This window comes from Arthrobacter ramosus (assembly GCF_039535095.1).
In the GTDB taxonomy this organism is placed as follows: domain Bacteria; phylum Actinomycetota; class Actinomycetes; order Actinomycetales; family Micrococcaceae; genus Arthrobacter; species Arthrobacter ramosus.
Window position 1 is genome coordinate 4,797,158 of sequence record NZ_BAAAWN010000001.1, and the last position, 18,560, is coordinate 4,815,717.

Sequence of the window (18,560 nt, forward strand, 5' to 3'; positions counted from 1 at the left end):
CGGCCGGTGCGCGACGGCCCGGTACAGGACTGACTAGACCCGCAGGGAAGCGAGCTTTGCCTCGAGGATCTGGGCCACGCCGTCGTCGTCGAAATGGGGGGCTTGCTGGCCGGCGGCGCTGATCGCCTCAGGGTGGCCACTGGCCATCGCGTACCCGTCGCCCGCCCAGCGCAGCATCTCGACGTCGTTGGGCATGTCACCGAAAGCCACCACCTCAGCGGCCTCGATGCCCCGGGACGCCGCATATTCAGCGAGCGTGACGGCCTTATTGATACCGGGCGCAGACATTTCCAGGAGTGCGGTCCGCGGCGCCGAGTGGGTGGTCTCCACGAGATGCGCGACCGCGGGCTGGACCTTTGCCAGGAAATCATCCGGCGTGCCGCTGCGCGTCACCGCAAGGAACTTCACGACGGCGTCATCCGCGGTGAGCGTTTCATCCAACCGAGCGGGCGTGAACTCGGCCAGGAGCTCACTGGTTGGGTTCTCGACGAAACCCGGCTCAAGGTGGAATCCCGTGAGGGTTTCGGCCGCGAACAAGGCGTCGGGCCGGAGCTGCTTGATGATCCGGCGGGCCTCCAGCACGGAGTCGATGCTCAAGGCATTGGCCGAAATCAGCTTGTCCGCCTCAAGGTCCCACACCACGGCCCCGTTGGAGCAAATAACGATCCCGCTGTGGCCGATCTGCTCGCGGAGGGGGTAAAGCCAGCGCGGCGGCCGCCCTGTCACGAACACCACCTCGATGCCCGCGTCACGGCAGGCATGGAAAGCGCGGATGGTGCGGCTGCTGATCTTGCCGTCATGGCCGAGGATGGTGCCGTCAATGTCACTTGCTACGAGCCGCATTATGTCAGTCTACGTGGGGGCAACCGCCGTCGACCTCGCCCCAAAGCTAGCGCCGCTCGAAGTGGCCCGTGATGACGGCCCGGCCCAACGTGTGTGCTGCCAGCTTGCGGACGAGCGCATCCGTGGAGGCACCGGCGTCGAGACCCAGCTCTTCGACGTCGACGGCGTGCACGGCCACGATGTACCGGTGCGGGCCATGCCCAGGCGGAGGCGCCGCACCCAGATATCCAGGGAACCCGCCGTCGTTCTTTAGTTGAAACGCGCCCGCCGGCAAGTGCGAGCCACCCTGAACGCCGGCGCCGGCCGGCAAGGAGTTCGTACCGGCCGGTATGTTGACCACGGCCCAGTGCCAGTAGCCACCGGCCCTGGGGGCATCGGGGTCGAAGACGGTGACGACGTAACCCTTGGTGCCCGCCGGGGCTCCGTTCCAGCTCAACTGTGGGGATTCGTCCTTGCCGCCCGCCACGCCAAAGCGCTTGCTCGTCTGGGCGCTGCTGAGCGCTTCACCGTCCTTGAGCGACTCGCTGGTGACCTCGAAGGAAGGGACCTGCGGAAGGTCGGCGTAACTCATGGCTGCCTTTCGACGCTTGCCCTGGACTCCGGGACGCCCAGGGCATTGAGTTCCGCGCGCGTGGGCGGGTTCGCGCCCGGCCGGGAGACCGTGATTGCCGCGGCGCGCGCTGCATGGTTGAGGATCCCTTCGAGCACTTCGGCGGGCATGGCGTGCAGCTCTTCCCGGTTTTGGGCCCCTGCCAGTCCGCGGTCAACGATCCCCGAGAGCAGCGCGGCCATGAAGGAATCGCCCGCACCCACCGTATCCGCCACGTCTACCTTTGGGGCGTCCACCTGGGCCTCGCCCGCGGCCGTGACGCCCCAGGGGCCGTCTGCACCCCGCGTGACCACCACGACGGCGGGTCCCCCACTGCCGCCCAGGCCCAGCCAACGCCTGGCCGATTCCAAGACGTCGACGCCGGGATAGAGCCACTCGAGGTCCTCGTCGGATGCCTTGACCACGTCGGCAAGCGCCACGAAACGCTCTACTTGGGCGCGCGCATAGTCGCGATCCTTGATGATGCTGGGCCGGCAGTTGGGATCGAAGCTAACGGTCGCGTTCGGATGGGCATGCTCGACGGCGGCAAGGACGTCCGCTGCGCCCGGCTCCAACATGGTGGCAATGGAGCCCGTGTGCAGGAGTGACGTCCCCTGAAGCATGAACGGGAGGTGATCGGCGAGGCCGGGGAGCTCCCAGGCGAGGTCGAAGGTGTAGCTGGCCGCGCCGTCGTCGTCGATCAGGGCGGTGGCCACGCTGGTGGGACTCTCGTCCGGCGGCAGCGGAACCATGACGGAACTGGAGCGCAGATGGGCCGCTATCGATTCCCCGTAGGCGTCCTTGCCGAAGCGGCCGATGAACTGGACTGCGTGGTCCAGCCTGGCCAGACCCACGGCAACGTTTAGCGGACTTCCGCCCACGTGGGCTTCGACTCCCGAGGAACGCTGGACGACATCAACCAGCGCTTCACCTATGACTGTCAGCATGGGACAACTCTGCCACGCGGATGTGGTGCGCGTCTCGCGGTGACAGCCGGTGACTTTGTCGGCAATCCGTCACACCAGCAGCCGCTGCACCAACTCCCGGCACTTCTTGTACGCAACGGCCCTGGGGTCGATCAGGTCGAAATGGTCGCCGGGCACCTTGAGGAACTGGGCCGCGCCCCCGGAAGCCGTGGCTGCGGCAACATAAGCCTCGGACTGGCTGCACGGGACATCCTCGTCCGATGCGGCGTGGACTGCGAAGACGGGAACGGCGAGAGGCAGCGACCTCATGGGGTCCGCATAGATATGCCGTTTGGGGTATCTCACCGAGTCGCCACCCATGAGGTTGTCGACGGCGCCGTTGCTCAGGTTGAGCCGCTCGGCGTCGGCCAGGTTCAGCAGACCGGATTGGCTCACGACGCCGGTCAGCCGGACTGCCGCGCCGTTGTCATGCCGATGGAGCTGCCGGTCGGCGTCCGGGGCGCCGATCTTGGAGAGTTTTTCCCGCCCCGCTGCCCAGACCGCGAGATGGCCGCCTGCGGAGTGTCCCAGCGCCACCACTTTGTTCAGATTGAGTTCATGCTTGCCGGCAATCTCGCCCAGATGGTCGATCCCGTCGAGGACATCTTCGAACGTATGCGGCCAGCCGCCACCGTTTCCTGCCCTCCGGTATTCAAGGTTCCAGGCGGCTATTCCATGCGCAGCGAGGTCCCTGGCAATCGGCTCACCGAGTTCCGCGCCGTACTGGGAGCGCCAATAGCCTCCGTGGATCACCACCACCACTCCGTCGGGTCGAGTGCGGTGTGGCTGCAGCGAATCTGGTACGAACAGCTCGCCCCATTGGCTGGAGTGCTGGCCGTAGTAGTACTTGTGCCGCTTCATCGTGTCCTCCTTTGTGCCGAGCCTATCGCGGAGGAGCGCCGCGGAGCGGGAGCAATGGTCTGAGGGTCAACGCGGAGCCTTCCTGAAGCCGCTGCCCGAGCGTACCCTCAGGGGTGAAGCGCTACCCGCGCTTCATTCCTGTATTTTTGCGGGAACGCTTCTTTACCCGGAGGTGATTTCAATGATCCGTCGTATCTCCGCGTCGGTTCTTGTGGCATTGACTTTGAGCGTGCTGGCTGTGGCTTCGCCGGCTTCGGCGGCAAACCCGCCTGGAACTGGAAAGCCTAATCAGTCCTGTCAATCCCTCGAACCGAACACGCCCGGCAACGCCGCCAACAGCACAGGATCGCCCTTCAACGAGCCGGGCATCAACAGCGTCAACGGCGGCGTGGGAGGACAGCACTACTCTCCCACTTCCCAATACGATGTTGCCTGCTTCCAGGTGTCGCAGCGATAACGCCAGCGGGTCCGGCTCCGCTTCACTGTCGGCCCTCCCCCGTAAGCTGGAGGCATGGCTAGCAATTGGGACAGCTTGGATCCTCAGCTGCGCGAATCAGTACAGGCAAACGTTGAGCTTTACGAGCGCGTCCGTCCTGCGCTGAAACTCGTCACCCGCGACGTCCTGTTGACCCTGCGGGACATGCTCAAGAACAGCGAGTCCGTGCCCCTCTTCGTCACGGGACGCACCAAGACGGTCGAATCTTTCCGAGAGAAGATTTCCCGCACCGAGGTGCCCCTGGAGGGGGGTCCGCGGGTGCTGAAGTTCCCCGACCCGTTCCGGACCCTGAACGACATGGTGGGGCTGCGCGTCATCACCAAGCTTCCGGCCGAGAACGCCGCGGTTGCCAACCTGATCAAGCGCCAGCGCCAGCTTTTCGATTGCCGCGGCGACCTTGAGAAGGACATCGGCTCCATCGAGTCCGGCACCTACGGATACTCGAGCCGCCACCTTATCCTCCGCACCATCCAGAACGAGTCCGTGAAGGCATACCAGCAGGTCTTCAATCCGGACATTCCGCCAAACGGCAGCTACTTCTTCGAATGCCAGATCCGTACGGTCTTTGCGCACGCCTGGAGCGAGATCGAACACGACATCCGCTTCAAGGCTGAGGATCCGCGCGCCTGGACGCCGCATTTCGACCGCCAGTTCACCGCCACGGCGGCAATGCTCGAAACCGTGGAGAGCGCCTTCGCCGACCTCCACGAGCGCTACGAGGAAGTCCGCGGCTACTGGGATCTCGATGGCGAGGGTTCCATGCCCCTCACCCCAAATCGCGTGCGGGACGTTTGGCGGACGCTGCTTCCCCACGTTGACCGTAAAGTTGATGACGACTGGGGTTGGGCTGCGGAGCTCCTTGCGGCCCACGGACTGAACAAGACCGTGGAACTCGCCGGACTCCTCAGCGCCAACCGGATCACCGAGGTCCGCAAAGCCCTGGACCACCGTTACTCCCCTGGACCGGACCGCCTCCTGGATGACCTCCTGCTGTGGCAGTACGGCACTGAACACATCGACCTCACCGCTGAGGCGCCCGACGTCGCCCCCCACCCCCGGCGGGACAGCCTCCAGCGGCGTCTCAAGCAGATTGAGCGGTACCGCCTGACCAACAGCTAAGGACCCATGACACCCGAGCAGCTCCAGTCCCTCCGTTACACCCTGCGCTCGCCCCGGAGGCTCAAGACGGAAGCACTGGCCGGCTTAGTGGTGGCACTTGCGCTCATTCCAGAGGCCATCGCGTTCTCCGTGATCGCCGGCGTGGATCCACGGATCGGGCTCTTCGCGTCTTTCACCATGGGAGTCACCACGGCGATCGTAGGTGGCCGGCCCGCCATGATTTCCGCGGCCACCGGCGCCGTCGCGCTCGTGATTGCCCCGGTCATGAAGGATCACGGGATCAACTACTTGATCGCAACGGTCATCCTGGCCGGGGTCTTCCAAATCGTCCTGGCAGTCCTGGGTGTCACGCGGCTCATGCGCTTCATTCCGCGTTCGGTCATGGTCGGATTCGTGAACGCCTTGGCCATTCTGGTGTTCATGGCCCAGTTGCCCGAGCTGATCGGGGTTCCCTGGATGGTCTACCCGATTGTGGCTGTGGGGCTACTGATCGTCTTCGGTCTGCCCAGAATCACGACGGCGGTGCCCGCGCCGTTGGTGGCGGTCGTCGCCCTCACCCTCGTCACGGCGCTGTCCGGGATCCGCGTCCCGACGGTGCATGACAAGGGCGAACTCCCGAACAGCCTTCCCGGTTTCTTCCTGCCTAACGTGCCTTTGACCTGGGAGACCTTCCAGACGATTGCCCCGTTCGCTTTGTCCATGGCGCTCGTGGGCCTCCTGGAGTCCCTCATGACGGCCAAGCTCGTGGACGACATCACGGACACCCGCTCCAACAAGACCCGGGTCTCATGGGGCCAGGGCATTGCCAACATCGTCACTGGTTTCCTGGGTGGTTTGGGCGGCTGCGCCGTGATTGGCCAGACCATGATCAACGTGAAGGGTTCGGGTGCCCGCAGCCGGCTGTCGACGTTCCTGGCCGGAGCGTTCCTGCTGGTGCTTGTGGTGGTACTCGGGGACGTGGTCGGCATGATTCCCATGGCCGCTCTGGTGGCTGTGATGATCTTCGTTTCCCTCATCACCTTTGACTGGCATTCGATCCGGCCCACGACGTTCAGGCGACTCCCGAAGTCCGAGACCGGCGTCATGCTCGTGACGGTGATTGTGGTGGTGGCGACGCACAACCTGGCCATCGGAGTAGGAGCCGGCGTTCTCACGGCCATGGTGCTGTTTGCCCGCCGAGTGGCGCATTTCGCCACGGTGGAACGGAGCGAAGTCGAGCTCAACGGCAGGACCGTGGCGAGCTACACGGTTGATGGCGAGTTGTTCTTCGCTTCCTCCAACGACCTCTACACGCAGTTCGACTATGCGAAGGATTCCTTGGAGGGAATCGATCGCGTGGTCATCGATCTGCACGCTTCGCATATCTGGGATGCCTCCACCGTTGCCGTACTGGATTCCGTTACCGAAAAATACCGCCGGCACGGCCGGGAGGTGGAGCTGATTGGCCTCAACGCCGCGAGCGTCCGGATGCGCGAACGGCTCGCGGGCAAGCTCAACGCAGGCTAACGTCCCCGAGCCCAACCAGCTCCGCCCCCCAACTGACTCGCATTTGTTGTCGTTATGAGCCGCCAAAACGACAACAAGTGCGAGCTAGTTGGGCGCTACGGAGTCTTGAACTCCCAAGGCGCGGCCATCGTGGTCCCCGTTCCAATGGTGCGTCCGGCGAGCCGGTCCAGAAGCAGGGTGACAGCGCCTTCGAGGGCTTCGGGCTCCGGGGTACCGCCCGCGGATCCGGGGGCCAGGACATCGAATCCGGCAGGCTGCATGGTGTCCGAAATGATGACTTGTGCTACTCCGCGCCGGGCCAGCTCGCCCACCGTGAGGTCAAGAAGGGTGCCGGGCGGGAGAGCCCCGATGATGGCGCCGTCGGCACCGCCGGAGAGCATGAACCGCCGCCACCCTTCGCCGATGAGGATCACGGGCTGGTAGCCATGCTGGGGCAAAATGCGTGCGGCGGCCGTTGCCAGGGCCCGGTCCCACGGCCATTCCAGGTCTCCGATGGCAATCGCCACGAGGTCGGTCTTGCCGCGGCGCATTCCGCGGGCCGCCTGGTTCGGTACGTAACCAAGTTCCTTGGCCGCGGCCTGGACGCGCTCTTGTGTTGCTTCGCTGATGCGGGTGGTGCCACCGAGTCGCCCGGACAAGACATAGGACACGGTAGTGAGGGAAACGCCGGCGCTCTTGGCGACGTCCCGGATGGTCGGCTTCGCTCCAAGTCCCATTGCCTACCGCTTCCCTTTCTTGCGGGAGCCCTTGCCCCGGCCCTTGTCGGGGTTCGGAGCGTAGCGCTGAGCCACCGCCGGCTTTTTGGCGCCGGTGCCGCGCCGGTCCGGCTTGGGTGCCTTCTTGGGCTTCTCTTGCTGTGCCGAAGGCTGCCGCGAGCTCTGCGCGGTCCGGCCACGGACAATGCCAATGAATTCCTCGATGACCTCGCTGGTGGAGTCGCTCGGCCAGGCAAGCGCGATCTGCGTCCCTTCGGCCCCTGTCAGGCGCCGCGCCACGGTGTCCTTGACGTTGAAATGCCGGGCAACAGACATCGGCAGGATCACGAGACCGGCACCCGAGGCCACCACCTGCATGGCCATCTCCGGCCCGCCCATACCGGCGACATCCAGGAAGTTCTCCTCCGCGAGATCGTCCAGCGCCACCTCTTCGAACACCGAGATTTCGTGACCCTTCGGGGCCACCACCGCTGGCTGCTCTTCGTAGAGCGGAATGACGTGGAGTCCATCGCGATCCACCGGCAAGCGCACAAAGCTGAGATCCGCGGAACCATCGCGCAGAACGTCCAGCTGCGCGCCGTCGTCGGACATGAACGAGTGCAGCGGAACATCGGGCATGCGCTCTTCCCAGCGCCGGATCCATTTCCCGGGCGTCACGCCGGCGACATAGGCGAAAGTGAGCTCCCGGGGACCGCTGTTTTCAGCGTCGGAGGGGTCGGGGGCGCCGACGGCGGGCAGGGATTCTTGATCGGATGGCACCAGTTCACAGTACCGCGCACCCGATAGCCAACGCAGCGCCGGACCAAGCTACGACGCGTACACCTGGACCGCCGTGGCCTTGACCACGAAGTAGACGCGGGAGCCGGGTTCCAGTCCCAGCTCGGCGGAGGCAGAGGGCGTGATGTCCGCTGCCAGATCGCCGGCCCGGACCCTGATGTGGTCCCCGTGCGGTTCAAGATCCGTGATTGCAACCGGGAAAGAGTTGCGCGGGCTGCCGTGGGCGGCGTTCAGGAAGATGGAAACGGCCGACGGCGGGAAGGCGGCGACGCCGGGTTCGCCCGGTTCCGCTTCGTCATCGAGGTGTCCCGCCACGTGCAGGCCGGGAAGCTCGTCGGTGGCGAACGTCCTGAGTCCGTCCTCCGTGACCGTGCCAGCCATGAGGTTCACCCCGGCCAGGCCGGCGGCGAACTGGCTTCGCGGACGCCGGAACACCTCACGGGTGGCGCCTTCCTCCACAATCCTGCCCTTGTCCATGACGATCACGCGGTCCGCGAGCATGAGGGCATCCAGGACATCGTGGGTAATGATCAGGGCGCGACGTCCGGACAAGACGCGTTTGAGGAGCCGGCGCAAGTGCGGGGCGGCGTGGATGTCCAGCGCGGACATCGGCTCGTCAAGGAGCAGCAACTCGGGACTGGCCGCCAGCGCGCGGGCCACCGCAACACGCTGGGCCTGTCCCCCGGACAACTGCCCGGGCTTCCGCCCGGCGAACTCCGTGGCGTCGACTTCGGCGAGCCAGTGCCGCGCAGTTTCGCGTGATTCCGCCCGGGAAGCCCCTGCGCTGCGCGGGCCGAAAGCCACGTTGTCGAGGACGCTCAGGTGCGGGAAAAGCAGCGGCTCCTGAGCCAACAGTGCCGTACCGCGAAGGTGCGGAGGAGTCCATACCCGGCTGCCGCCGTCGAGGTTGAAGAGGATCTGCTCACCCAGGCGGGCAGAGCCGGCGTCCGGCCGCACGAGTCCCGCCGCGACGGAAAGCAGCGTCGACTTTCCGGCCCCGTTGGGTCCGAGGATCGCCACGGTTTCCGCCTGTCCGAGGCTCAATGACACGTCCAGGTTGCGGGCGCGGACTGTGGCGTCGATGTGGAAACTCATGCGGCCGCTTCCGCGGGAATGTCCGCGCGGTGCGGACGCCGGTAGGACAGCCCGACGACAATCACGGCCACGGCGACGAGCACGAGTGAAAGGGCGACGGCGGCGTCCGCGTCGGTTTCGCGCTGCAGGTAGATTTCCAGGGGCAGGGTCCGAGTGACACCTTGCAGGCTCCCTGCGAAAGTCAGTGTCGCCCCGAACTCGCCCAGGCTTCGGGCAAAGGACAGCACCGCCCCGGACGCGAGCCCGGGGAGGACCATGGGTACGGTCACGCGCCGCAGGATGGTGGTGGGGCGGGCGCCGAGCGTCGCGGCAACAGCTTCGTAGCGGTTGCCGGCCGTCCGCAAGGCGCCTTCGAGGCTGACTACCAGGAACGGCAGGGCGACGAATGTCTGGGCCAGGACGACCGCCGTCGTCGAAAAGGCGATCTGGATGCCTGCGAGCTCAAGGCTCTTCCCCAGAAGACCCTGCCGCCCGAACGTGTAGAGCAGCGCGATGCCGCCCACCACCGGCGGCAACACCAACGGCAGGAGGACGAAGGCGCGGAGGAGCCGCTGCCCGCGGAAGGGCTGGCGGGCAAGGACAAGCGCCAGGGGGATGCCCAGGAGAACGCAGAGCGCGGTGCTCGCGGCGGAGGTACGGAGGCTCAGCCCGAGCGCCGTCAGCGAGGAATCGGAGGTCACAAGCGGGATGAACTGTGCCCAATTGACCTTTGCGACCATGGCGGCCAGCGGCAACAGGACGAACAAACCGCCAACTACCGCAAGGCCATAAACCCACCGTGGAATCCCGCTGAAGTTCATCAACGCCTACGGTACGCCAGGGCTTGCGTCACCAGGACTTTCCGGGCGGCCCCGGCGACTCTTATGTGCGGCATGGATTCATCCTAGAACAGCGGCTGTGCCACTTCCCTGCGGTGGCGGATACCCTTGAACCATGACCTCTGCAAACTCCCAGTCCATGAAGCCGGCCACCGTTGCCAAGAAACTTGGCATCTACCTGCCTGCAACACCCCAGGAGTTCCAGGATTCGGAAATCACCCGCGCCGATTTCGCCGAGCTCCTGGCCAATGCCCCGGAGTGGCTCGCCGAGCTCCGCCGGACGGGTCCGCACCCGCGTCCCGTGGTGGCACAGAAGCTGAATATCTCCATCAGCGGCCTCGCCCGCGGCGGAATCACGGAAGCCCTGACGACGGCGGAAATCACCGAACTGCTGGCAGCTCCCCCGCAGTGGCTCGTCGTCGAGCGCGCCACGCACGCGGCCGTACGCTCCGAGGCAAAGCGCATCAAGGAAGAAGCTGTCAAGAAGGAAGCTACGAAGGAAGCCAAGACCAACGCCACTGCCAAGCGGGACGCGCCCAAGGCATCCAAGCGGGACCACGCTTAAGCAGCAACCGGACTTCCGCAGGGAGGCAGGTCACCCCGGCCGGGGTGTCCTGCCTTCCCGCTTTTAAGCGCAAATCGGGCTCTCGCCTCCAGGTCTTCCTCGGCGCATACTGAATTCAAAGCGGTGCGCATTCGCGTGGAGGTGGTCCGATTGCCCGCCACAACTGGAATCCAGCTGACGGTCTGGGAGATCGGGCTGTGGGCGATTTTGCTCATGTGCGCGGTGGCCTTTACGGTCAATGCCGTACGCAAAGGGGTCATCCACGGAGCCCCCGACGGCGGCCACCTCGCCTTGCAGGGGCCCCTCGGGCACCGCGACCGGGACTTCGTCAAAGAGCCGGACGCCATCTTCTGGAACATCTTCGCCGGACTCGTGGTGATTGTCCCGGCAGTCGTCATCCCCGCGTTGGCCTCACCCGCCGTCGGGCTCTTGATGCTGTTCCTCGGCATAGGTGCCGCCGTTGCCGCATTCGCCGTCGGCCGGAGACTGGAGCAGAGGCGTCAAAACCGCAGCGGTTTCACGGAAGCTGCAGCCCGTCACGACGCCCTCCTGGCTCGCTGGCAAAGGTATGAACTGGATCCCGCCAAGGGCATCGACTTCCCCGGCATGAGCGACGTCAACGTTCCGCAAACCGCCGCCTTGGTCCGCGCGCTGCAGGAAGCACAGCGCTGCCGCGTCACCGCGGGGACGGACTACGCCCGCGCCGTCGAGCAGTTGGGTGTTGCGATGGCCGAAGCCGAAGCCGCGGCGGGCATTTCTGCTCCGTAGCTGGATCACACCCCTGCATGCCCACGCCCTACGGAATTGCCCCGATGTGCACCAGGAGTTCGTGTTCGGCACCGTCGAGGTAGCGGCGCAACTCGGCTGCGGCCTCTTCGCGCTGTCCGTGACGGATCTGGGCGACCAAGGCGGCGTTGCGTTCCACGTAATGTCCGTGGAAGTCGGGGGTCGTGGCCATCGCGTGGAAGACCAATCGCATCTCGGCCAGCACTTTCTCCATCAATGCGTCCAGGGAGGCGCTTCCGGACAACGACACCAACGCCTTGTGCAGCTCCTGGTTGGCGTCCGCCATGCCGGCCACCGATCCCTCGGCGAGGGCAGCCCTGGCTTTGTCGACGATGACGTCCATGGCGTCGAGGGCTCCGGCCGGGACATCGCCCCACAACACGGCCGCCGGCTCGATCAGGCGGCGCACCCGGTAGATTTCGCGGACGTCGTCGGCTCCGGGGGCGGCTACGAACACGCCGCGGTTGGGGATGCGCTGGACCACGGATTCACCAGCAAGCACGGTGAACGCCTCCCGCAGGGTGTTCCTGGAAACGCCAAGCGCCTCGGACAAGGCCTGCTCGGAGAGCTTCGTGCCTGGCGGCAACAGGCCATCGGAGATGCGCTGGCGAAGCTGGGCGGCAACCCACGCTCCAGTATGGGCGTGGGTGGCGTGGCCGGCGTCGGCGATTCCTTGAAGCGCAGCGTTCATGGGCATGCCCCAAATCTACCGAACGGCGATACCCTCGGACCTCAGCCGATGCTCGCGAGCACGTCTCCGCGCCCGACGGCGGTGCCCGGCCCGTGCGGACCAAGCGCCAGGGTGCCGGAACGGTGGGCAGGGACGGTGGTTTCCATCTTCATGGCCTCCAGTACGGCCACGGGCTGTCCAACTTCCACGACGGCACCGTCCTCAACGAGCCACTTCACCAGCGAGCCGGACATCGGCGAGGCCAGCCCGGCGTCGTCGGCCACTACCCGAGCCGAAACAGCAACCTCGGAACCGCCGCCTCCGCTCATCAGCGCCTCGAACAAGCGAAGGGGGAGGCCAAGTTGTACTGCCTTGCCATCCAGCTCCACCGTGAACGTACTGCGTTCGGAGCCGGGGGCCACGCGGGCGATCTCCGGAGACGCGGCCAGCTCTTCGGCGAACTCAGTCTCGATCCACGTGGTGTACACGCCGAGCTTGTCCTCCGAGGTGAAAGCCTCGTGGCGGACCACGGCCCGGTGGAAGGGCAGGACGGTGGGCAAACCCTTGATCTGCATCTCGTCCAGGGCAACCCTTGCGCGGCGCAGGGCCTGCTGCCGGTCCTCGCCCCGGACGATCAGCTTGGCCAGGAGGGAGTCGTATTCTCCGGGAACCACTGAGCCGGAGCGAACCCCGGAGTCAACGCGGATACCGGGACCTGTGGGCGCTTCGAAGACATCCACCGTGCCAGGGCCCGGCAGGAAGCCGCGCGCGGGATCCTCGGAGTTGAGGCGGAACTCGAATGCGTGTCCGTTGGGCTCAGGGTCTTCCGTGAGGGAGAGGGTGCCGCCTGCGGCAATCCGGAATTGTTCGCGGACCAGGTCCACCCCGGAGGTTTCTTCGGTGACGGGATGCTCCACCTGCAGCCGTGTGTTGACCTCCAGGAAGGAGATGTTGCCATCTACAGCCACGAGGTATTCGACGGTTCCGGCACCGTAGTATCCGGCCTCGCGGCAAATAGCCTTGGCCGATTCGTGGATGAGGGTGCGCTGTTCAGGGCTCAGGAAGGGTGCGGGGGCCTCTTCCACGAGCTTCTGGTTGCGACGCTGCAAGGAGCAATCGCGGGTTCCGAGGACCACGACGTTGCCGTGCATATCCGCCAGGATCTGGGCCTCGACGTGCCGTGGCTGGTCCAGGAAACGTTCCACGAAGCATTCGTCGCGTCCGAAGGCCGCCTTGGATTCACGCACGGCCGATTCGAACGCGTCCTCGATGTCCTCCAGGCGCCGCGCAATCTTGAGCCCGCGGCCTCCCCCGCCGAAAGCAGCCTTGATCGCCACTGGCATGCCGTATTCCAAGGCGAAGGCAAGTACTTCAGCGGCGTTGGCCACGGGACCGTCGCTGCCAGGAACGAGCGGAGCTCCGGCGCGGACGGCGATCTCGCGAGCCGTCACCTTATTGCCCAGCTCCCGTATGGACTGCGGCGCGGGCCCGATCCATGTGAGGCCCGCGTCAATCACGGCCTGCGCGAAGTCGGCGTTCTCCGACAGGAAGCCGTATCCGGGATGTACGGCGTCGGCACCGGCACGGCGGGCGACGTCGATCAGCTTGGCGATGTCCAGGTATGTCTCGGCGCCGGTGGAACCGCCCAGTGCGTAGGCTTCGTCGGCAAACCGCACGTGGAGGGAATCGGCGTCGGGGTCCGAGTACACGGCAACAGACTCCAGGCCCTCATCGGAGCAGGCGCGGGCAATCCGCACGGCGATCTCGCCGCGGTTGGCGATCAGGACCTTTTTCATGGCTGGGTTCCTTCGGGGACAGCGCCGGTAGCGGCAGGTTCAAGGGGTTCAAGGGTTGCGGGGTCCACGATCGTGAACCGCACGCGGTGGCCGGGCGGCAATTGCGCCGCCGTCGGCAGGTCTTCGGGTACGACGACGGCAATCACCGGATACCCGCCCGTCACCGGGTGGTCGGCCAGGAAAAGGACGGGGTGGCCGCTGGGTGGCACTTGGAGTGCGCCGGCAACGGCACCTTCGCTGGGGAGCTCGCCGGCGCCGCGGTCGGGGTTTCGTTCGAGTGCACGGTCGCTTCCAGGCCTGAGCCGCACACCGATCCTGTTGGACTGCTCGGTAGTGACCCATTCCTCCCCCGTGAGCGCATCCAGGGCTCCGGCGACGAACCAGTCGTCCCGCGGGCCCAAGGTGATGCGGAGTTCCGCGGACGCCACTCCTAGCCGCAGCGTGGATTCCTCGGGAGCGCCGACCATCTGGAACAGCGGCGCCTTTCCCACGGGGAGGCGGGTCCCGGCGGACAACGGTGCGGGCCCGATTCCGGACATCGAGTCGCTCGAGCGGCTGCCGAGCACCGGATGCACATCAATTCCGCCGCGGACGGCAAGGTAGCTTCGGGCTCCGAGCGTCGGTTCCCGCAGGCTGAGGGTTTCACCGTCGAGGAGAGCGAAGGGCGCGCACATCGCAGCGCGGCGGGCTGGAGCCCCCGATGCATCGCGGATTTCCAAGGGGACCACCGCTCCGGCGAGAGCGAGCACCTGGTCGCCGACGGCCTGAACCGAGAGTCCGCCCAGCACCGTTTCCACAACCGCGGCACCGGGTTCGTTGCCCACCAAACGGTTTGCCTGGCGGGCCGATTGCTGGTCCACGGCGCCCGCGGCCGACACTCCCAGGTCCCCCAGTCCGGGGCGGCCGAGGTCCTGGACCAGCGATTGCAGTCCGGGTGAGTCCACCACCAAGGCCGGACCGGTGACCTCGCGGGCCGCGGGCAGTGCTGACGTCAGGGCAACGGCCTCGCGGGCGGCCACATACCGGACCTTGTCTCCCGGTCGAACCAGCGCCGGTGACTCCCGCTCGAGATCCCAGAGGACCGCCGTCGTGCGTCCGATCAGTTGCCAACCACCCGGGGATTGCCGCGGGTAGACGGCGGAGAACGTCCCGCCGAGCGCGACGGAACCGTCCGGAACGGCGGTGCGTGGCGAGCTGCGGCGCGGAACGTCGAGGCTGTGGTTCTCGCCGAGCAAATACGTGAAGCCCGGGGCGAAGCCGCCGAAAGCCGCGGTCCAGAGCTGTCCAGTGTGGGCGGCCACGACGCCGTCCCGGCCCAGACCGGTGAGCATGCCCACCTCGGCGAGGTCCTCGCCGTCGTACACCACTTCGATGGTGACGTGGCGGGAAACGTCGCGTGGAACGGCACCCAGGTCAACATGCCCGACGGCGGTGCGTGCCGCGAGTGCCTCGGCGTGCGTGCCGAACTTAAGGAGTACGGTGGCTGCCGCGGCGACCGCATCGAGCTGGCCGGGCAGGGGCTCGGCCAAGAGACGGGAATGAAACGCCAGCACGGAAGGGAGGTCGGAAAGTTCCACCAGCAGTGCACGCGGGCCCACCCAGCGTACTCCCGTGAGGCTCACGCGAAGCTCCGTACGGTGACGCCGGCGGCTTCGAGCCCCGCGCGGACGGCGGCTGCCATGGCCACGGCGCCGGGAGTGTCTCCGTGGACGCAGATGCTTTCGGCGTGGACGTTCAGGACGGAACCGTCGCGGGCCACGATTTTGCCCTCGGTTGCAAGGCGGACCATGTTCTCGGTGATGGCAGCGTGATCGTGCAGCACAGCGCCTTCTTCGCGGCGCGATACGAGGGTGCCGTCCGCGTTGTAGGCCCGGTCGGCGAACGCCTCGACTACTCCGCGGAGCCCCTTCGCCTCGGCTTTGGCGAGCGCGACGGAGCCCGGCAGGAGAAGGAGCGGGAGTCCGGGACTGAAGGCATGGACGGCGTCGACCACTGCCTGGGCGTGGACCTCGTGGTGGACGATCGTGTTGTAAAGGGCGCCGTGCGGCTTGACGTACTTGATCTCGGAGCCGGCCGCGTGGGCCAACGCCTGGAGCGCGCCGAGTTGGTAGAGAACGTCGTCGGCCAGTTCTGTTGCGGAGCAGTCCAAGAAGCGGCGGCCGAATCCCGCGAGGTCCCGATAACCCACGTGGGCACCGATGGTCACTCCTGCGGCGACGGCTTCGCGGCACGTGCCGGCGATGGTGCTGGGATCTCCGGCGTGGAATCCGCAGGCGACATTGGCACTCGACACGTAGCGGAAGACGGCAGCGTCGTCGCCCATGGTCCAGTTGCCGAACGATTCTCCGACGTCGCTGTTGAGGTCAATAGAAGGCATTGTGATCCCCGTCTCAGGTTGAATACCTCACCATCATGCCTGAAACGCCAAGATTGTTCAACAATCCTGCTGATGGGACCAGCCGCCCGGATTCCAAAAGTGAGGTCTCGGCTCTTTCGCCGAGTGAAAGAGCCGAGACCTCACGTGTGGATTAGTACCTGTTCTTAGGCCACCGGTACCGCAGCGACGCGGTTGTTGGCGGTGACGATCCGGGCGGCCGTTGCCTGGCCCATCCGGACTGCTCCGTCAACGTGCTGGTAGCCTTCCGCAGCCAAATCGGAGGAGGACCAGTAGATGGGTCCTACGTTGGCGTGCTGGTCCTTGCCGTAGCGGTGCAGACCACCCAGGTCGTAGCTGGACGCGTAGGCGCCACGGGTCCATTCCTCGGAACCCCAGTCGGATTCGTAGTAGACCTCGGCATCCAGGGCCTTTTCGCCCAGGAAGCTCGCGATGGACTCAAGGACCTTCTTCTTGCGGTCCTCCGCGCTGAGCTCGAAGACGGCGTCTGCCTTCTCGTCCGAGATGAAGCCCACCAGGGTCCCGCGGGTGTCTCCGTGGTTGGTGTTGTCGTAGACCTCCTGGACCAGGGCGTCGGCGCCGAAGCCAGTGCCGGACAGTCCGTCTTCGCGCCAGAACGGCGTGCTGTAGACAGCGTGGACCTTGATGACCAAGCCCAGGGACTGGTGCTGGTGCATCTGGTGCTGGCGGCGTGGCAGCGGCGGATTGAAGGACACGCGGGAGTACAGGTTCGGCGGGACAGCCATGATCACGAATCGTGCATTGACTGTTGCACGCTCGGATTCAACGGTGACGCGATGGCCTTCGCCGGCCGGCTCCCAATTAATGGTGCGGACCGGGCTGTTAAGTACGACGTCGTCACCCAGTTCCGCGGCGATCAGCAGGGAGACCTGCTGCATGCCGCCGATAACCCGCTTGTCCAGGATGAAGTCTTCGTCCGTCAGGTTGGAGAAGGAGCCTGCCGAAGCTGCCATCAGCACCGCTTGCAGCGCGGAGAATGCATGGGCCGGCTTGGTCAGCATGCCGCCGGCGATGAAGAGGCCGATGTTATTGCAGGCCTCCTCGTCCGTCGAGTTCTGGCGCAGCCAGTGGTGGAAGGAGATGGTGTCCAGTTCGCGGGCCTTGGGGTGGGCCCAGGGCTCCTCCGGGCCGATCTCGGCGGCGAGGCCGTCCAGGATGGCAGTGAGCTTGTCCATTTCGGCTGCGGTGGTTTCGCTCACCGGGAAGGAAGCCCCGGTATAGCGGGTACGGCTGCCGTCCGGCGCCAAGTACACAGATTCTCCGGCGCGGTAGCGGGAGTACATCTTGAGGCCGAGTTCATCGAGGAGCCCCATGAGGGCGGTCTGGTCGGGCGACACCCACTGTCCGCCGATTTCCAGCATGGCCCCGTCAATGGTGTCGGTCCACGTGCGCCCACCGACGCGGTCGCGTGCTTCGAGCACGGCAACGCTGAGTCCGGCCTTCTTCAATTCGCGGGCGGCCGTCAACCCTGACGGACCAGCACCGACAATTACGACGTCGCGATCAAGATTCAACATGATGTCCTTTCTGTGGCCGTCCCCGTTGGCTGACCAATAAATGAATGACGTTCATTTATCTCAACTGTAGCTGTCTTGGCCCCGGCTGTGAAGACCCGAATGGAATAATGCTTTGACACAGCCTCCAGAAAGGTCAGCGATGCCTGAACCCACCCCCGCTCCCGGCGAGACTAAAGCGCGTCGCAGGGCAGGTCGGCCAATGGCGGCGGTCCTGGACCAGGACGGCATCACTGCAGCGGCGCTGGAATTGATCAGCAAGAAGGGCTACGACGGGCTCACGATGGCCGCACTCGCGCGCTCCCTGGGTGTGGCGCCGTCGGCCCTTTACAACCATGTGTCCTCCAAGGATGAAGTCCTCAAGCTTGTGGAAGAGGATCTGATGTCCAAGGTCGACTTCGGCGGTTTCAGCAAGCTCGCCTGGGAGGAGGCCGTCCGGCAATGGGCATATTCCTACCGCGGCATCTTCGCAAGGCACACCCCGCTGATCTCGGTGATCGCGGTCCTTCCCGTGACGGACGCCCCACAAACGCTCGCCATGTACGAAGCCGTCACGGAGGGATTCCTCCGCGCGGGTTTCCCGGAGAAGCAGATCATCCCGAGCATCGTGGCCCTCGAGGCCTACATTTTCGGCGCCGCTTTCGACGCGAACGCGCCGGCGGACATTTTCGATTCCGGCCGCCTGGCCGACTCCACGCCGCACTTTACTTCGGCGGTCCGCAGCCTGGGACCCGAACGGAACAACTACCCGTCCGATCTCGCGTTCAGCATGGGCTTGGATGCACTGATCACCGGGCTCGGGGCGCTCCGGACCCAGCCCAACTGACTCGCATTTGTTGTCGTTATGAGCCGTCATAGCGACAACAAATGCGAGCTAGTTGGGTGTTAAACAAAGGAACCCCGGTCAGAGACCGGGGTTCCTTGAATTGCGTGCGCGAGGGGGGATTTGAACCCCCACACCCTTTCGGATACTGGCACCTGAAGCCAGCGCGTCTGCCGTTCCGCCACTCGCGCGCAACTTCTTTCGC

General features: G+C 65.7%; 19 protein-coding genes and 1 tRNA gene. 6 read left to right on the forward strand and 14 right to left on the reverse strand.

The window, feature by feature from the left end; genetic code table 11:
* Positions 1–33: 33 nt before the first annotated feature.
* The 4 genes from ABD742_RS22115 to ABD742_RS22130 all read right to left on the reverse strand — a co-directional run bounded on the left by ABD742_RS22115 (position 34) and on the right by ABD742_RS22130 (position 3,258).
* A complete protein-coding gene (locus tag ABD742_RS22115; RefSeq protein WP_234753021.1) occupies positions 34–843 on the reverse strand; it encodes an HAD family hydrolase in 810 nt (269 codons plus the stop codon).
* Positions 844–889: 46 nt separating this feature from the next.
* A complete protein-coding gene (locus ABD742_RS22120) occupies positions 890–1,414 on the reverse strand; it encodes a YbhB/YbcL family Raf kinase inhibitor-like protein (RefSeq protein WP_234753020.1) in 525 nt (174 codons plus the stop codon).
* The gene (locus tag ABD742_RS22125) at positions 1,411–2,379 is read right to left on the reverse strand and encodes a carbohydrate kinase family protein (RefSeq protein ID WP_234753019.1); all 969 of its coding nucleotides are present in this window, start codon (positions 2,377–2,379) and stop codon (positions 1,411–1,413) included. Before ABD742_RS22125 ends, ABD742_RS22120 begins: the two co-directional genes overlap by 4 nt.
* A gap of 69 nt (positions 2,380–2,448) precedes the next feature.
* Complete coding sequence (locus tag ABD742_RS22130; RefSeq protein ID WP_234753018.1) at positions 2,449–3,258, reverse strand: alpha/beta hydrolase; 810 nt, start codon at positions 3,256–3,258, stop codon at positions 2,449–2,451.
* 181 nt (positions 3,259–3,439) lie between these two features.
* Between ABD742_RS22130 and ABD742_RS22135 the strand changes: the two genes are divergently transcribed.
* From ABD742_RS22135 to ABD742_RS22145, 3 genes are read left to right on the forward strand one after another with little or no spacing between them, the layout of a single operon-like run.
* Complete coding sequence (locus ABD742_RS22135; protein WP_234753017.1) at positions 3,440–3,715, forward strand: hypothetical protein; 276 nt, start codon at positions 3,440–3,442, stop codon at positions 3,713–3,715.
* A 54-nt stretch (positions 3,716–3,769) separates the two neighbouring features.
* Complete coding sequence (locus ABD742_RS22140; protein ID WP_234753016.1) at positions 3,770–4,873, forward strand: GTP pyrophosphokinase; 1,104 nt, start codon at positions 3,770–3,772, stop codon at positions 4,871–4,873.
* 6 nt (positions 4,874–4,879) lie between these two features.
* A complete protein-coding gene (locus tag ABD742_RS22145; RefSeq protein WP_234753015.1) occupies positions 4,880–6,379 on the forward strand; it encodes a SulP family inorganic anion transporter in 1,500 nt (499 codons plus the stop codon).
* Between the two features lie 95 nt (positions 6,380–6,474).
* Here the strand turns inward: ABD742_RS22145 and ABD742_RS22150 are convergent, their stop codons facing one another.
* The 4 genes from ABD742_RS22150 to ABD742_RS22165 are packed head-to-tail and all read right to left on the reverse strand — an operon-like array spanning position 6,475 to position 9,767.
* Complete coding sequence (locus ABD742_RS22150) at positions 6,475–7,095, reverse strand: LacI family DNA-binding transcriptional regulator (protein WP_234753014.1); 621 nt, start codon at positions 7,093–7,095, stop codon at positions 6,475–6,477.
* 3 nt (positions 7,096–7,098) lie between these two features.
* Positions 7,099–7,854: a LysR family transcriptional regulator substrate-binding protein gene (locus ABD742_RS22155; RefSeq protein WP_372460963.1), complete on the reverse strand. Its 756-nt coding sequence runs from the start codon at positions 7,852–7,854 to the stop codon at positions 7,099–7,101.
* A gap of 48 nt (positions 7,855–7,902) precedes the next feature.
* Positions 7,903–8,967, reverse strand: coding sequence for a sulfate/molybdate ABC transporter ATP-binding protein (locus ABD742_RS22160; RefSeq protein ID WP_234753013.1), 1,065 nt, complete (start codon positions 8,965–8,967; stop codon positions 7,903–7,905).
* Positions 8,964–9,767, reverse strand: coding sequence for an ABC transporter permease (locus ABD742_RS22165; RefSeq protein ID WP_234753012.1), 804 nt, complete (start codon positions 9,765–9,767; stop codon positions 8,964–8,966). The genes ABD742_RS22160 and ABD742_RS22165 overlap by 4 nt, the downstream gene beginning before the upstream one ends.
* Before the next feature lie 133 nt (positions 9,768–9,900).
* Here ABD742_RS22165 and ABD742_RS22170 point away from each other — a divergent pair, with 133 nt between their 5' ends.
* Both ABD742_RS22170 and ABD742_RS22175 read left to right on the forward strand, forming a co-directional pair.
* The gene (locus ABD742_RS22170; RefSeq protein WP_234753011.1) at positions 9,901–10,350 is read left to right on the forward strand and encodes a DUF5997 family protein; all 450 of its coding nucleotides are present in this window, start codon (positions 9,901–9,903) and stop codon (positions 10,348–10,350) included.
* Positions 10,351–10,500: 150 nt separating this feature from the next.
* Entirely contained in the window at positions 10,501–11,118 is a 618-nt protein-coding gene (locus ABD742_RS22175) for a hypothetical protein (RefSeq protein ID WP_234753010.1), read from the forward strand.
* Positions 11,119–11,146: 28 nt separating this feature from the next.
* Here the strand turns inward: ABD742_RS22175 and ABD742_RS22180 are convergent, their stop codons facing one another.
* The 5 genes from ABD742_RS22180 to ABD742_RS22200 all read right to left on the reverse strand — a co-directional run bounded on the left by ABD742_RS22180 (position 11,147) and on the right by ABD742_RS22200 (position 17,535).
* Complete coding sequence (locus ABD742_RS22180) at positions 11,147–11,833, reverse strand: GntR family transcriptional regulator (RefSeq protein WP_234753009.1); 687 nt, start codon at positions 11,831–11,833, stop codon at positions 11,147–11,149.
* A 35-nt stretch (positions 11,834–11,868) separates the two neighbouring features.
* Complete coding sequence (locus ABD742_RS22185) at positions 11,869–13,602, reverse strand: acetyl/propionyl/methylcrotonyl-CoA carboxylase subunit alpha (RefSeq protein ID WP_234753008.1); 1,734 nt, start codon at positions 13,600–13,602, stop codon at positions 11,869–11,871.
* Entirely contained in the window at positions 13,599–15,224 is a 1,626-nt protein-coding gene (locus tag ABD742_RS22190) for a 5-oxoprolinase subunit B/C family protein (protein ID WP_234753007.1), read from the reverse strand. Before ABD742_RS22190 ends, ABD742_RS22185 begins: the two co-directional genes overlap by 4 nt.
* Positions 15,221–15,979 carry a LamB/YcsF family protein gene (locus ABD742_RS22195; protein ID WP_234753006.1) on the reverse strand — a complete coding sequence of 253 codons (759 nt, stop codon included), beginning with the start codon at positions 15,977–15,979 and terminating at the stop codon, positions 15,221–15,223. Before ABD742_RS22195 ends, ABD742_RS22190 begins: the two co-directional genes overlap by 4 nt.
* A 164-nt stretch (positions 15,980–16,143) precedes the next feature.
* Positions 16,144–17,535, reverse strand: a complete 1,392-nt coding sequence (locus ABD742_RS22200; RefSeq protein ID WP_234753005.1) for a flavin monoamine oxidase family protein — start codon at positions 17,533–17,535, stop codon at positions 16,144–16,146.
* Between the two features lie 139 nt (positions 17,536–17,674).
* Between ABD742_RS22200 and ABD742_RS22205 the strand changes: the two genes are divergently transcribed.
* The gene (locus ABD742_RS22205; protein WP_234753004.1) at positions 17,675–18,358 is read left to right on the forward strand and encodes a TetR/AcrR family transcriptional regulator; all 684 of its coding nucleotides are present in this window, start codon (positions 17,675–17,677) and stop codon (positions 18,356–18,358) included.
* Positions 18,359–18,463: 105 nt separating this feature from the next.
* Here ABD742_RS22205 and ABD742_RS22210 read toward each other — a convergent pair.
* Positions 18,464–18,546, reverse strand: a tRNA-Leu gene (locus ABD742_RS22210).
* Positions 18,547–18,560 lie beyond the last annotated feature (14 nt).

Excerpts from the sequence above, each read along its gene's own strand:
- ABD742_RS22115 (WP_234753021.1), bottom strand. The coding sequence starts at position 843 with ATGCGGCTCGTAGCAAGTGACATTGACGGCACCATCCTCGGCCATGAC.
- ABD742_RS22120 (WP_234753020.1), bottom strand. The coding sequence starts at position 1,414 with ATGAGTTACGCCGACCTTCCGCAGGTCCCTTCCTTCGAGGTCACCAGC.
- ABD742_RS22125 (WP_234753019.1), bottom strand. The coding sequence starts at position 2,379 with ATGCTGACAGTCATAGGTGAAGCGCTGGTTGATGTCGTCCAGCGTTCC.
- ABD742_RS22130 (WP_234753018.1), bottom strand. The coding sequence starts at position 3,258 with ATGAAGCGGCACAAGTACTACTACGGCCAGCACTCCAGCCAATGGGGC.
- ABD742_RS22135 (WP_234753017.1), top strand. The coding sequence starts at position 3,440 with ATGATCCGTCGTATCTCCGCGTCGGTTCTTGTGGCATTGACTTTGAGC.
- ABD742_RS22140 (WP_234753016.1), top strand. The coding sequence starts at position 3,770 with ATGGCTAGCAATTGGGACAGCTTGGATCCTCAGCTGCGCGAATCAGTA.
- ABD742_RS22145 (WP_234753015.1), top strand. The coding sequence starts at position 4,880 with ATGACACCCGAGCAGCTCCAGTCCCTCCGTTACACCCTGCGCTCGCCC.
- ABD742_RS22150 (WP_234753014.1), bottom strand. The coding sequence starts at position 7,095 with ATGGGACTTGGAGCGAAGCCGACCATCCGGGACGTCGCCAAGAGCGCC.
- ABD742_RS22160 (WP_234753013.1), bottom strand. The coding sequence starts at position 8,967 with ATGAGTTTCCACATCGACGCCACAGTCCGCGCCCGCAACCTGGACGTG.
- ABD742_RS22165 (WP_234753012.1), bottom strand. The coding sequence starts at position 9,767 with ATGAACTTCAGCGGGATTCCACGGTGGGTTTATGGCCTTGCGGTAGTT.
- ABD742_RS22170 (WP_234753011.1), top strand. The coding sequence starts at position 9,901 with ATGACCTCTGCAAACTCCCAGTCCATGAAGCCGGCCACCGTTGCCAAG.
- ABD742_RS22180 (WP_234753009.1), bottom strand. The coding sequence starts at position 11,833 with ATGCCCATGAACGCTGCGCTTCAAGGAATCGCCGACGCCGGCCACGCC.
- ABD742_RS22185 (WP_234753008.1), bottom strand. The coding sequence starts at position 13,602 with ATGAAAAAGGTCCTGATCGCCAACCGCGGCGAGATCGCCGTGCGGATT.
- ABD742_RS22195 (WP_234753006.1), bottom strand. The coding sequence starts at position 15,979 with ATGCCTTCTATTGACCTCAACAGCGACGTCGGAGAATCGTTCGGCAAC.
- ABD742_RS22200 (WP_234753005.1), bottom strand. The coding sequence starts at position 17,535 with ATGTTGAATCTTGATCGCGACGTCGTAATTGTCGGTGCTGGTCCGTCA.
- ABD742_RS22205 (WP_234753004.1), top strand. The coding sequence starts at position 17,675 with ATGCCTGAACCCACCCCCGCTCCCGGCGAGACTAAAGCGCGTCGCAGG.